The sequence below is a fragment of the Chromatocurvus halotolerans genome, from assembly GCF_004340525.1.
GTDB classification, from domain to species: Bacteria; Pseudomonadota; Gammaproteobacteria; order Pseudomonadales; family Halieaceae; genus Chromatocurvus; species Chromatocurvus halotolerans.
The window spans coordinates 123,183-135,894 of the sequence record NZ_SLWX01000007.1 but is presented as its reverse complement, the minus strand read 5'-3'; the positions used below and the strand labels follow the sequence as shown (position 1 = coordinate 135,894).

Genomic DNA, 12,712 nt, shown 5'->3' with positions numbered 1-12,712 from the left:
AAGGCGAAAGGGTAACGATTGCGAGGGTGCCTGCGCAAGCCGCGCGGCCTGCGCGACCGCTAGCGCCTGCGGCGCTGCCACAGCACCACGACTACCAACAGCGTCAGCAGCCAGGCGGTTGCCAGGGCGACAGCGAGCGGCCGCAGTGCATGCATGGCCGGCTCGACCCCGGCGGTCGCCAGCTGAAACCCGGCAACGACGCTCGCCGGTGCCATCGTATCCATCCCCGGTGACGGAAACGCGGGCGTCAACAGCAGGGCCGCGCCGGTGAGGAACCACCCGAACCGCCAGGACGGATCTTTCGCCAGCCAGCGCGCCCCGACCAGACAGGTAAAAAGCCCTGCCATCAGATATACCGTCATCGCCACCAGGTAGCCGCTTTCTGTCAACATGTCTCAGTCTCCCTGCTCGACCCAGTGCAGGACATAGTCTTCCATATGATCCTCCGGTACGAACTCCTCGCTGATGATGCGTCCACGCACGGAGATGCCGGCACGGTGAACGCTGTCCGGATCGCCTGTCTCGAGGGGGTGCCAGTCGGGCAGCGGCAGTTCCGCCGCCCGCAGGCGATAGGCGCAGGTCGGCGGAAGCCAGTCGTACTGCGCGGCAGCTGTGGGCGTCAGAGCGACACAGGAAGGCACGTTCCGCAGCCGGTTCACATAGTCCGTGCAGCGGCATGCCGTTGCATCGAGGTAGCGACAGTGGACAGTCGTGCGCGCAAAATCTCCCGTCTCCTCGTCTTCCAGGACATGCAGGCAGCACTGCCCGCAGCCGTCACAGAGTCGCTCCCACTGCTCGGCCGACAGCTGACTGAGAGTCAATCTGTTCCACCAGCTGTCATTCATGAGGCTGCCGCATCACGGCATCAGTATAAGCGGGTGGCATCTGCAGAAAGAACCCCTTGTCATCGATCGCCGCAATGACCTCGGCCGCCCTGACTCGCGCGAGGCGCCGATCGGGCGTCAGCACCAGCGTCATGACCGACCGAGGCGGGCCAAATGCCGCCCGCAGTGATTCCGGAAGCTCCTCCCAGACCGCGTCGCGCGGCGCATAAAGATACATGCCCTCGCGACGTGAGCTGGCAAAGATCTCGACAATGCAATTCATGCGCGTCTCTCCGCGAGAAAATTACGCAGTGGATCTATCACCCGCGGTTTGCGCCAACCGTGCCAGTGAGCGGGTACAGGCACAGGGTCGCCAAGGGACTCGCGCAAGAGCCTTTCATAATCCTTCGACGGCAGGAGCGATTCCGGAGCGGCGCCGAGCGCGGCTGCAATCTGCTTGCCGCGCTGCTTCAGCGCCTTCAACAGCCGACGTTCGTCCGCGGTCAGCGGCCCTGGCAGGAGGGGCGGCAGCTCGCTGTCCGGCAGTGCGCGTGCCGCAGACACACAGGCGACCAGGTCGCCGCTGTAGCGGCGCAGGACTCCGGGAGAAAGACCTGGCACCTGAGCCAGACTGTCGGCGTCCAGCTCGCCACTGCGTGCAATATCGAGGCAGGCGGCATCCGGAATGATCCAGCTGCGAGGCTTGTCCCGGGACATGGCCTGCTCTTCCCGCCAGTCGCAGACTGCGCGCAGCACAGCAAGCTGGCGGCGGTTGAGCTTCCAGGCCGACTTGATGCGCAGGTAATAGTCCCGTGCAGCGCTGCCGGCGCTGTCGGTGGCGGTGCGCCCATCGTCAAATACCCACTCGAGCTTACCTTCCCTCTCTACCGCTGCGCGCATGTCGCGATAGATCGGCAGCAGATAAGCGACGTCCAGCGCCGCATAATCGCATTGGGAGGAACTCAGAGGACGCTTTAACCAGTCAGACCGGGTTTCGCCCTTGTCGAGCTGCACGCCGCAATAGGTCTCGACCATGGCGCGATAGCCCAGGCCGAAGCCGCGGTCAAGAAAACCGGCCGCGCGCTGGGTATCGAACAAGGGCTGTGGTGAGAGCTGCAGCCAGCGATCAAATACCTCGAGGTCTTCGCTCGCCGAGTGCAGCACCTTGACGATGCGTTCATCGGCAAGGAGATCACGAATGGGCGAGGTATCTTCTATCCCAAGAGGGTCTATAAGCAGTGCGTGTTCACCGGCGCTCAGCTGAAGAAGCGCAATCTGCGGAAAGAACGTGTCACGGCGCATGAATTCCGTATCGACCGCCAGCGCCTCCGATTCCCGCAGCGCTGGCAGGACACGCTCCAGCGCTTGCTGCGTTTCCACCAGCGTCCACTTCAAGAGCGCACCACTGGCGTTCGCCCGGTGAAGGCGTGCATGAGAGTCGACCCATCCACATACTCAAGCTCTCCTCCCAGCGGCACGCCGTGGGCAATGCGCGACATGCGTATCCCGCGTGAACCGAGCATCTCGGTCAGGTAGTAGGCGGTCGCCTCGCCTTCGGCGGTGGGATTGGTGGCGAGAATCACCTCGGTGATGCCCTGCGTTTCCACCTGCTCCTGCAGCCGGTCGAGACCGATATCCTCGGGGCCGATGCCATCGATCGGTGACAGATGTCCCATGAGCACAAAATAGCAGCCCCGGTAGCCTCCTGCCTGCTCCACCGCCAGCACGTCGCCCGGCGTTTCCACCACGCAAAGCGTGCGCTGGTCACGGCGGGTATCGCTGCAGATCTCGCACAACGCCAGTTCCGTGAGGTTCCTGCAGCGCTGGCAGTGGCCGATGCGATCAACGGCGTCGCGCAGCGCATTCGCGAGCACCGAGGCACCGCTGCGATTGCGTTCCAGGAGGTGAAGAGCCATGCGCTGTGCCGACTTAGGCCCGACGCCGGGCAGACAGCGAAGCGACTCTATCAATGTTTCGAGTGCGGGGCTGAACTTCATGCGCTCAGAACGGCAGCTTGAAGCCCTCGGGCAGATTCAGCCCCGAGGTCAACTGCGACATCGCTTTCTTGTTTTCCGCCTCGACCTTGCGCACCGCATCATTGACCGCAGCACCCAGCAGATCCTCAAGCACACTTTTCTCTTCCTGCAGCACGCTGTCGTCGATGGTCACGGCGCGCACGTCGTGGCGTCCGTTCATGGTAACGCGCACCAGACCTGCTCCGGACTCCCCCGTGACCTCCTGTTCCGCCAGCGCCTCCTGGGCTTTCTGCATGTCAGCCTGCATTTTCTGCGCCTGCTGCATCATTTCCGTGATACTTCCCTTCATGTGCCAGTCTCCGTTACGTTGCATGACGCTGATTCTGTTGCGTTCGACATCATGCGGGATCATTCCCTGTTGACCGTTATCTCAATGCCAGGTTCATCGAGCGTCGCCGAAAAACGCGCAATCAGGGCCGAAAGCCTTGGGTCCTGCCGCATTCGCGCAACGGCGGCCGAGTGTTCCTCCCGCGCCAGTCTCTGCTCTCGCTGCGCAGGGGTTTCTGATCGCAGCGGACCGGTCTGGATGTTGACTGTCAACGCGGGTTTCTGCAGCGCGCCACGCAGTGCCTTCTCGATGCGTTCACTGTGTCGGGCATTGAACAGATTCGATTGTTCCGGATCCAGCCTGAGTTCTACCATGTCATCTGTCTGCCGGTGCCATTCACAATTCTTTGCCGTGAGCAGGGTGCTCCCTGTCAGCCCCAGTGAGGGCAGTAGCCGGGCCCAGTCGCCGTCTGCGCCGCAGGGCGGCGCTTCAGGCTTTTTTCCGCGATCGCCGACCTCGCCGGCTCTGTCGTTGCGAGCCGGGAGTGGCGATACCTCGGCGCTGGCCGGTTCCGTGCGTGGTGGCGGCACGGCTTCGGCAGGCGCTCCTGCGGGCGGCGTCCCTCCGCGCTTCGCCGTCGCTCCGTCAGCTGCGGTGCCCGCCGGCCGCGAGCGGCTGGCCGTGACTGGCCTGAAGGCGAGCATTCGCAGCATGATCATTTCGAAGGCAGCACGGGTGTCGGCGCTGATGCTCATGTCCCGCTTGCCATTCAGCGCCATCTGATAGTGCAGCTGCACATCCTCCCCCGTCAGCAGGGCTGCCAGCCGGCGGAGCTCATCGGGCTCCTCCGCAGCGAAGGACAGCGCGTCGGGCACGACCTGAACGACCGCAAGATCGTGCAGCGCTGCGATGAGTTCATCGACGGCGCCGGCAAAATCCGCCCCGCTCTCCGCCATGCTGGCGATAATCCCCAGCAGCTCCTTCGCATCATCGCGCGCCAGCGCGTTGAGCAGCTGAAGTATTGCCGTGCGATCCGCGACACCGAGCATGTCCCGGACCTCTGCTTCTGCAATCTGGCCGCCACCGTAGCCGATTGCCTGATCCGTGAGACTGAGGGCATCACGCATGCTGCCGGCAGCAGCGCGACCAAGGAGTGGCAGCGCCGCCTCATCATAAGCTACACCCTCGGCGTCCAGCACCGTGCGCAGATGACCCACCACCTGCTCTGGCGGCATATTCTTGAGGTTGAACTGCAGGCACCGGGAGAGCACCGTTGCCGGCAGTTTCTGCGGATCAGTGGTTGCGAGCAGGAACTTGATGTGTGGCGGCGGCTCCTCAAGCGTTTTCAGCAGTGCGTTGAAGCTGTGCGCCGACAGCATATGGACTTCGTCGATAAGATAAATCTTGAACCGACTTCGGGTTGGAGCGTACTGCACGTTGTCGAGCAGCTCCCGGGTGTCGTCAACCTTGGTTCTGGAGGCTGCGTCGACCTCTATCAGGTCGACACTGCGTCCCTCGGCAACCTCGAGACAGGCACCGCAGGTGCCGCAGGGCTGTGAACTGACACCCTGCTCACAGTTCAGGCACTTGGCCAGAATCCGCGCCACCGTGGTCTTGCCAACGCCGCGAGTGCCGGTAAACAGGTAGGCGTGGTGCAGTCGATCATGATCCAGTGCGTTCGCCAGGGCCTTGAGCACGTGCTGCTGCCCCACCATTTCGCCGAAGGTGCGCGGGCGCCATTTTCGGGCCAGTACCTGATAGGACATGCTGTGCGCGTCACTCCTGCAGTCTCAGCCTGCCAGCATAACGCAGCCGCCGAGACAGAGAAACGACTATGCGGCAATGAGGGAGTCTGCGCCGGGCGACCACGACAAGAAAAAAATGGAGGCAGCCCGAACAGCCACACCCCGGCACACGCATCGGCAGCTACCGTTGCTCCCTTCCGGGCCTGGCGGGGTTCACTGCCTGTCGTTGCGAGGGGACCATCCGGACTACCATAGCCCCGCTTTCGCGGAGGACGGATTATCCTGCATCACAGCACGCCAGACAAGCCATGTCCCTCGAATTCCCTCGAAGGCAAAACCACGCTTCTGCTGCTACCGGTTATGCTACCCTTTGCCGTCATTTGACTTCGGGTGCGAGATCGATTCGTGGCTATCCTTTCCAGGTCCTCTGCCGAGGTCCATCGTGTCACTGCACGATGGCTGCTTGTGCTGGTGTGTTTTCTTCTGGCAGACCGTGGCATGGCGCAGACCGACGCCTCTGACGCGGTTACGGCCAGTCGGCTCGATGCGCTCTCACAGCAGCTACAGCAGTCGACGGAGCTCTCTGAAGAAGAACGGACCCGTCTAGCTGCGGAGCTGGAGTCCGCGGCCAGCACGCTGGCAGCAACCCGGGAGCTGCAGTCCACCATTGATGAGGTGTCTGACCGTATACAGCGCAGCGAAGAGGAGATAGCCCGCTTTGAGACGCTGATAGAGGAGTCTGCACAGGAGCCGGCTCCCCAGCCCGCGAGTGACGACGTGCCACTGGCCGAGCTGGAGGCCGAAATTCAGCTGCTGGTCGCGGATCGCCGCAGTGCCACGGCGCGCAGAACCGCCATCGCCACAGAGCTGGCAGCGGCACGACAACAAGGGACGGCGGAACGCGACCGCCTCGTCGCGATCCAGAGCCAGCTTGAGGCACTGCCGAGCACAAACCTCTCCGAGGGAGCGTCGCTCAAGGATCGCACCGCCGATGCCATGACGCAGGTCCGCCGCGCGCAGCTTACGGCGGAGGCAGAACTCCTGGCACTGCGGGTGCGCGGTCAACCGGCGCTGGAAAATATTCTGGTGGCTGAGCGGAACTGGCTGGATGTGAGAATCAATCGCCTGGATCGACGCCTCGCAGCCCTGTCCGAGGTAGCAAGGGACCTGCGTCGAAGCGCGGCGCAAAGACAGATCGAAGCGACGCAGGAAATCGTGTCGGAAATGGGCGAGACGCGCACCGACCTGCAGGCACTGGCCGAGGAAAACATGTCCCTCGCCCGTCAGCAGGAAGCCCTGGGGCTTGAACTCAACGCGGCGCGGCGGCAGATACTGGAGCTGCGCGAAACACTGGACAACATCGAGCGGGACGCCTCGCTGTCACGTCGACGCCTTGCCGTGTCCGGACTGCAGCCCGAGCTCGCCGACGTCATGCTGAGCCGGCTGCGAACACTCCCCGGACAACGCGGCATCGCCTCAGCGATAGACCGCCGCAACACGCGCATCAACGAGGTGGCGATCGCCGCGATCGATAACGACGAAGACGTCCGGGAAATGTCTGACCGGGAGTCATTTCTGAAAAAGCGATTCCCGGATCACGCGGACTGGGACAGTGCTACCCGGGACTCTCTGAACAAGCTTCTCGACCAGCATATGCGCCTCCTGCGCGAAAACGCACAGGCACAGTCGCAGCTGCAGCAGGTGCTTATCGATACCAACGAACTCGCCGCTGGCCTTTACGATTCCATAGAGAGCTACGAGGAGTTCCTCACCAGCAACCTTCTGTGGACGAGAAACCACAGCTACGTTGACCCGATGCGTCTGAAGGACCAGGTGAAGCTCCTCATCTCCACCGACGGGCTTCTCCAGCTGCGAGACCGACTGCCTCAGGCGGTGCTTAGCGTAGAGCCCCTGCTGCTCGGACTGCTGGTCGCCCTGCTGCTGGTCTTCCGGCGCCGCATCAAGCGTGAACTCGAAGAGCAGCTTGGCAAACCCATCAGACCCCGCGATGAGCGCAGTGATCGCATTTTTACCGGCATTGCCCTGAGCGTGGCCTACGCTTCGGCTGTGCCCCTCGCCGTATTCGCCATTTCCCTGGTTATCCGCAATGCTGCCGCGGACAACGCGCAACTCTCGGGCATCGCCGCCGGGCTCATGCTCGCCTCACTGGTACTGTTTTCCCTGAGCTTTCTTCGTCACATTACCGGTCGCCTCGGCGTGGGTCGCCGCCGGCTCAAGTGGAATGGCCAGAAGATGGACTGTCTGCGCCCGGCCCTCAGCTGGCTGACGCCGGTGCTCGTGACCGGCGCATTTACCGCTGGATTCGGTCTGTCCACGTCGGCAACGGACAGCGGTGGGCCACTGACGGCAATCGCCACGCTGGCGATTGCCGTTGCACTGCTCCTGGCGGGTCTGCGGGCACTGCGCAGCGAACTGTTCACCGCCGATCGCATTGTGCTGTATGGATTTCGGGCGGCTGTCGTTCTGTCAGCCGCCATTGCCATCATGCACGTAACCGGGCACCTCTTTGCGGCCCACCTCTATCTGGATTCCCTGGGGCTCTCCATAGCGGCGTTCCTGCTGATACTGTTTGTCACCAACATCCTCTATCGGGTCGGCCTCATTTTCAATGCGAAGATCGAGAGACGGACCCGCGATGAGTCGAGAGCGCTTCAGGAGGGCGGCGAGAGCGCCGTGGACAACGCCGATGACCTGGCGACGGTGGCCTCCCTCTCCGGCGCCAATACACAGCTGCTCAGCCTTATGCGCGTCCTGGGTCTTGCCATCGCCCTGTGGCTGATCTGGTCACCTGCCTTACCGGCGCTGAATATCTTCAATGAGATCGGTCTGTGGAACGTCGCAGATTCCACCCTGCCCGACGGTCAGTTGCGCGTCGTCTCGCTGGCGACCCTGATCAACGCGATCTTCATCCTGGTGATTACCGCCCTGGTCACTAAACACCTCCCCCCACTCATTGATGTTCTGCTGATGGAGTGGACCGGCATCACCCCAGGCAGTCGCTATGCCATCAGGGTGCTCATGCAATACGTCATTATCGGCACGGGCCTCACCATGAGCCTGTCACTGCTGGGTTGGGAATGGGGCAAGGTGCAGTGGCTGGTGGCTGCGCTCGGCGTCGGTATCGGTTTTGGTCTGCAGGAGATTGTCGCGAACTTTATCAGTGGACTGATACTGCTTTTCGAGCGGCCTATCCGCGTCGGCGACATCATCACTGCCGGTGGCGGCGATGGCACGGTTACCCAGATCAACGCCCGGGCCACGGTGATCGAGTCCTTCGAAGGCAAGGAGCTGATGATTCCGAACAAGGAACTGATCACCGGCGTGGTGACCAACTGGTCGCTCTCGACCTCGAACCTGCGCGTGGTGATTGCCGTTGGCGTGGCCTACGGCTCGGACGTCCGCGAAGCCATGCGGATTCTCATCGAGGTGGCGCATGACAACCCGTCGGTGATCGAGGAACCCGAGCCAACTGCAACCTTTGAGGACTTTGGCGACAATTCCCTGCTCATCTGGCTTCGCTGTTATGCGGAGCGGGAGTATCCCAGGGTATGGACCGAGCTGCGCACCGAAATCAATGAGAGGTTCAACGAGGCCGGGATCAGCATCGCGTTCCCGCAGCGGGACATACATCTCGATGCAGCCAGCCCCATACCCGTGCAGGTCGTGGAGCCGGCAAAACCCGTCGCGCCGCCTGAGACGCCAGCGCCCGACCCAGGCTGACCCCGCCGCCGCTACTCCTGCCGCAGCAGGGTGTCGACGCGGTGGGCCAGTGGATGGACGTGGTCGTCATAGGACCCCAACTCATGCAGTGCCAGGGCGAGCTCGCTCAGGTAGCTCTGGTTGCTACCGCTGGGGCCGCTCGCCGCGGCAATGTGTGAAGCCAGATCGTCCAGCGGCGCGGGACCGAGATAGGCAGGGTTACCTGCCGTAGCCACGTAAAGAAGCCCTTCCACCGGCGACTCCGCATCCTGCAGGGAAATCGCGACTCTGTGCCGCGCGTATCCATTCTTCTCACGATAATCGAGGTGGGCGAAGACCTCTGGCGCCACAAGATAGGCAACGCCACGACAGTCGATGCCGGGCGTCTCAATCAGGGTTACCACCCTCCCCGGGGCCTCTGGCGTTCCACGGTGATCATGGGAACCCTGCCAGAATCGCCGCGACCAGCCGCTTATGCTGGCCGCCCGACGGTCCATCCAGGGAAAATCGACCTTGAAAATCAGTGAGCCATAGCCGAACACCCAGGTGGGTTGTGAGATAGCTGACATGCGAGGTGTTCCTGCTGATAGTGGCGCGCCCACCAGGATTCGAACCTGGGACAACCGGCTTAGAAGGCCGGTGCTCTATCCAGCTGAGCTATAGGCGCAAGCAGTACAGTTTACCCCGAACAGGCGGCAAGGGGGAATCGGGAAGATGGGGTGGCCGACGGGTCTCGAACCCGCTACCTCCGGAGTCACAATCCGGTGCTCTACCTGGTGAGCTACGGCCACCATAGACAGGGTTGACACCGAAATGACCGACTCTTCACCGTTGAAAAGTGGTCGGGGTAGAGAGATTCGAACTCCCGACATCCTGCTCCCAAAGCAGGCGCGCTACCAGACTGCGCTATACCCCGATATACCTGAGTGTCGAAAAAGTAACCCGTGTTCAGGAGCGCGCATCATACTCACGCAACCCGGCAAAATCAACGTCCGCAACTGCAGTATAGCGTATTTGTCATGATCCGCCCCGACTGTCAGATCAGGCTCCGCGCCGCCACAGGGTTCCTTCGGCGGTATCTTCAAGTGCGATGCCCGCGGCCATTAGCTCATTGCGAATCGTGTCTGCCAGTGCGTAGTCACGATCCTGCTTCGCCCTGCGCCGCTGTTCAATGAGTTGCTCAATCGCCGCGGCATCCAGCTCATCGGCCGCCGTTGCGTCCTGCAGCCAGGACGCGGGTGTTGCCTGCAGAATGCCAAGGCTGTCTGCCGCCGCCAGGAAACGTGCCTTGAGCCGTGGCCTCTCCGCGTCCAATGCCTTGTGCAGCGCCTTGGCCAGCGCATGCAGCTCGGCCAGCGCCAGGGGTGTATTCAGATCATCCTCGAGCGCGGCAAACACCGGCTCCGCCGTGATATCGACAGGGCCCACCGGCTCGATGTGCTCGACGCTACGCAGGGTCGTGTAAAAACCGTCAAGCGTATGCCGGGCCTGATCGAGGAGATCGCTGGAGAAATTCAGCGGCGAGCGGTAGTGGGCCGTCAGCAGCGCCAGCCGCAGCACTTCGCCCCGGTAATGCTGCAGCAGGTCGCGAACACTGCGCACATTGCCCAGCGACTTGGACATTTTCTCGCCGTCGATATCCACATAGGCATTATGCAGCCAGTAACGCACAAACTCCCCGTCATGACTGCAGCGGCTCTGCGCAATCTCGTTTTCATGGTGTGGGAAGATCAGGTCGCGCCCACCGCCGTGGATGTCAATACTGTCACCGAGATGCTCCCGGATCATCGCCGAGCATTCGAGGTGCCAGCCCGGCCGCCCCCGGCCCCAGGGGCTGTCCCAGCCGGGTTCGTCGTCGGCGGCCGGTTTCCACAGCACGAAATCGCCCGGGTGACGCTTGTAGTCGGCAACGTCAACCCGGGCGCCCGCCAGCATGTCATCAAGCCTGCGCCCTGACAGCGCGCCGTATTCCGGCATGGACTCGACGGCGAACAGGGCGTGGCCGGCAGAAACATAGGCATGGCCGCGCTCGATAAGCCGCTGGGTCAGACGGATCATCGCATCAATGTTGTGGGTTGCGTGAGGCTCCAGGGTCGGTGGCAGCGTGTTGAGCGCAGCCATGTCTTCGCGATATTTCAGCGTGAACTCATCGGTGACAGATTCAATGCTGCGCCCGCTGTCACGGGCGGCAGCGATGATCTTGTCATCGATGTCGGTAATGTTGCGGGCGTAGGTCACTGTCGCATAGCGTTCTCTCAATACGCGAAACAGGGTGTCGAACACCACCACGGGCCGCGCATTTCCAATATGCGCCAGGTTGTAGACCGTGGGGCCGCACACGTACATTGTCACCGTGTCTGCGACCCTCGGCTCAAAGTGTTCCTTTTCGCCGCTGAGGGTATTGTAGAGGCGCAGACTCATCCGGCGCCTCCGGCGTTTTCCCAGACGTCGCGCAGGCCGATTGTCAGGTTGTAGACGGGACTGTCAGCACTGTGCTCCATGCTGTCAGCCACAAAGTAACCCTCGCGTTCGAACTGAAAACGCTCACCCGGCGACGCCACGGCCAGCGCAGGCTCAATGATCGCGCAATCGACAATTCTCAGCGAATCCGGGTTCAGCTGCGCCATGAAATCGGTATCACCACGGTCCGGCGCGGGGTGACGGAACAGCCTGTCGTAAAGCCTGACGGTGGCGCGACTGCCGCCGCGCGCGCATACCCAGTGAATCACGCCTTTCGGCTTGACGCCGTCTTCCGGATCGCTGCCAACAGTATTTGCAATGGCCGTGGCGTGGACCTCCACGATTTCTCCGGCTGCATTCCTGACAACATCATGCGCCTCGATCACGCAGGCGCTGCGCAGACGCACGCGCTTGCCCAGCACCAGCCGCTTGTATTTCTTGTTGGCCTCCTCACGAAAGTCCGCAGCGTCGATATACAGTTCTCGCGAGAACGGCAACTGCCGCTCACCCAGCTCCGGCTTGCCCGGATGCCTCGGAGCGATCAACAGGTCGTTTACGCTATCGTCGATATTGGTCAGAATCACTTTCAACGGATCGAGTACACACATGGCACGCGGCGCGTTTTCGTTCAGATCATCGCGGATGGCGTGTTCCAGCATGGCGACATCCGCAACACCATTGGCGCGGGAGGTCCCTACCATGTCGCAGAAACGGCGGATCGCCGCAGGCGTGACGCCGCGACGACGCAGCCCGGCAATTGTCGGCATGCGCGGATCATCCCAACCATCGACGACCTCCTCGTCTACCAGCTGTTTCAGCTTGCGCTTGCTGGTCACGGTGTAACTGGTATTCAGCCGCCCGAACTCATACTGCCGCGGTCGGCTTTTTACCGGCAGATGGTCGAGAAACCAGTCGTAGAGCGGACGGTGGTCCTCAAACTCAAGCGTACAGATGGAATGGGTAATACCCTCTATCGCGTCTTCCTGTCCGTGTGCGAAATCGTAGGTGGGATAGATCGGCCAGGCGTCGCCGGTCTGGTGATGATGACGCTTGCGGATCCGGTAGAGAATCGGATCACGCATATTCATATTGGGGTGAGCCATATCGATTTTTGCGCGCAGCACCCGGGTGCCGTCGGCAAACTCCCCCTGTCGCATTCGCCGCAGGAGGTCAAGGTTCTCGGCAGCAGAACGCTCCCTGTACGGACTGTTGCGTCCGGCCTCCGTCAACGTGCCGCGAAACTCCCGGGCCTGATCGGCGTCCAGCTCGCAGACATAGGCATCGCCCTGCTCCACCAGATACTCCGCCCAGGCGTACAGCTGCTCAAAGTAGGATGATGCGTAGCGGACGTCCCCCTGCCATTCGTAGCCCAGCCAACGGACATCTTCCTGGATGGCGTCGATATATTCCTGCGCCTCCTTTTCCGGATTGGTGTCGTCGAACCGAAGATGGCAATGGCCACCGAACTGCTCTGCCAGACCGAAGTTGACGCTGATGGATTTGGCGTGGCCGATATGCAGGTAGCCGTTGGGCTCGGGCGGGAAGCGCGTGACCACCCTGTCGACCCGCCCGCTCGCCAGGTCTTCCTCGATAATAGTCTGCAGGAAGTTGCCCGTTGACTTGCTGTGTTCCATGTGTTTGCTTCGCTGGAAATGAAGC

Annotated in this window: 11 protein-coding genes, 3 tRNA genes and 1 other RNA gene; 1 reads left to right on the top strand and 14 read right to left on the bottom strand. The window is 62.1% G+C overall.

The window, feature by feature from the left end; genetic code table 11:
- Positions 1 to 59: 59 nt before the first annotated feature.
- From EV688_RS09970 to ffs, 8 genes are all read right to left on the bottom strand, one after another.
- The gene (locus EV688_RS09970) at positions 60 to 392 is read right to left on the bottom strand and encodes a hypothetical protein (RefSeq protein WP_117317768.1); all 333 of its coding nucleotides are present in this window, start codon (positions 390 to 392) and stop codon (positions 60 to 62) included.
- A gap of 3 nt (positions 393 to 395) precedes the next feature.
- The gene (locus EV688_RS09965) at positions 396 to 845 is read right to left on the bottom strand and encodes a YcgN family cysteine cluster protein (RefSeq protein WP_117317766.1); all 450 of its coding nucleotides are present in this window, start codon (positions 843 to 845) and stop codon (positions 396 to 398) included.
- The gene (locus tag EV688_RS09960) at positions 838 to 1,107 is read right to left on the bottom strand and encodes a YcgL domain-containing protein (protein WP_117317764.1); all 270 of its coding nucleotides are present in this window, start codon (positions 1,105 to 1,107) and stop codon (positions 838 to 840) included. Before EV688_RS09960 ends, EV688_RS09965 begins: the two co-directional genes overlap by 8 nt.
- On the bottom strand, positions 1,104 to 2,204 hold the full coding sequence (rnd, locus tag EV688_RS09955) for a ribonuclease D (protein ID WP_240624354.1): 1,101 nt from the start codon (positions 2,202 to 2,204) through the stop codon (positions 1,104 to 1,106). The genes EV688_RS09960 and rnd overlap by 4 nt, the downstream gene beginning before the upstream one ends.
- A gap of 11 nt (positions 2,205 to 2,215) precedes the next feature.
- A complete protein-coding gene (gene recR / locus EV688_RS09950) occupies positions 2,216 to 2,821 on the bottom strand; it encodes a recombination mediator RecR (RefSeq protein ID WP_117317760.1) in 606 nt (201 codons plus the stop codon).
- Between the two features lie 4 nt (positions 2,822 to 2,825).
- Positions 2,826 to 3,149: a YbaB/EbfC family nucleoid-associated protein gene (locus EV688_RS09945; protein WP_117317890.1), complete on the bottom strand. Its 324-nt coding sequence runs from the start codon at positions 3,147 to 3,149 to the stop codon at positions 2,826 to 2,828.
- Positions 3,150 to 3,208: 59 nt separating this feature from the next.
- Positions 3,209 to 4,894 (bottom strand): DNA polymerase III subunit gamma/tau, encoded by a 1,686-nt coding sequence (gene dnaX, locus EV688_RS09940; RefSeq protein WP_117317758.1) that lies wholly within the window; start codon positions 4,892 to 4,894, stop codon positions 3,209 to 3,211.
- Between the two features lie 125 nt (positions 4,895 to 5,019).
- Positions 5,020 to 5,116, bottom strand: an RNA gene (gene ffs, locus EV688_RS09935) — signal recognition particle sRNA small type.
- Between the two features lie 162 nt (positions 5,117 to 5,278).
- Between ffs and EV688_RS09930 the strand changes: the two genes are divergently transcribed.
- The gene (locus EV688_RS09930) at positions 5,279 to 8,614 is read left to right on the top strand and encodes a mechanosensitive ion channel domain-containing protein (RefSeq protein WP_131917620.1); all 3,336 of its coding nucleotides are present in this window, start codon (positions 5,279 to 5,281) and stop codon (positions 8,612 to 8,614) included.
- Between the two features lie 11 nt (positions 8,615 to 8,625).
- Here the strand turns inward: EV688_RS09930 and EV688_RS09925 are convergent, their stop codons facing one another.
- The 6 genes from EV688_RS09925 to EV688_RS09900 all read right to left on the bottom strand — a co-directional run bounded on the left by EV688_RS09925 (position 8,626) and on the right by EV688_RS09900 (position 12,687).
- Positions 8,626 to 9,162, bottom strand: a complete 537-nt coding sequence (locus EV688_RS09925) for a gamma-glutamylcyclotransferase (RefSeq protein ID WP_117317754.1) — start codon at positions 9,160 to 9,162, stop codon at positions 8,626 to 8,628.
- Positions 9,163 to 9,183: 21 nt separating this feature from the next.
- Positions 9,184 to 9,260, bottom strand: a tRNA-Arg gene (locus EV688_RS09920).
- Between the two features lie 48 nt (positions 9,261 to 9,308).
- Positions 9,309 to 9,384: transfer RNA gene (locus tag EV688_RS09915), tRNA-His, on the bottom strand.
- 48 nt (positions 9,385 to 9,432) lie between these two features.
- Positions 9,433 to 9,509: transfer RNA gene (locus tag EV688_RS09910), tRNA-Pro, on the bottom strand.
- Between the two features lie 125 nt (positions 9,510 to 9,634).
- The gene (gene cysS / locus EV688_RS09905; protein WP_117317752.1) at positions 9,635 to 11,014 is read right to left on the bottom strand and encodes a cysteine--tRNA ligase; all 1,380 of its coding nucleotides are present in this window, start codon (positions 11,012 to 11,014) and stop codon (positions 9,635 to 9,637) included.
- Positions 11,011 to 12,687 (bottom strand): glutamine--tRNA ligase/YqeY domain fusion protein, encoded by a 1,677-nt coding sequence (locus tag EV688_RS09900; protein WP_117317750.1) that lies wholly within the window; start codon positions 12,685 to 12,687, stop codon positions 11,011 to 11,013. The genes cysS and EV688_RS09900 overlap by 4 nt, the downstream gene beginning before the upstream one ends.
- Positions 12,688 to 12,712: the final 25 nt, after the last annotated feature.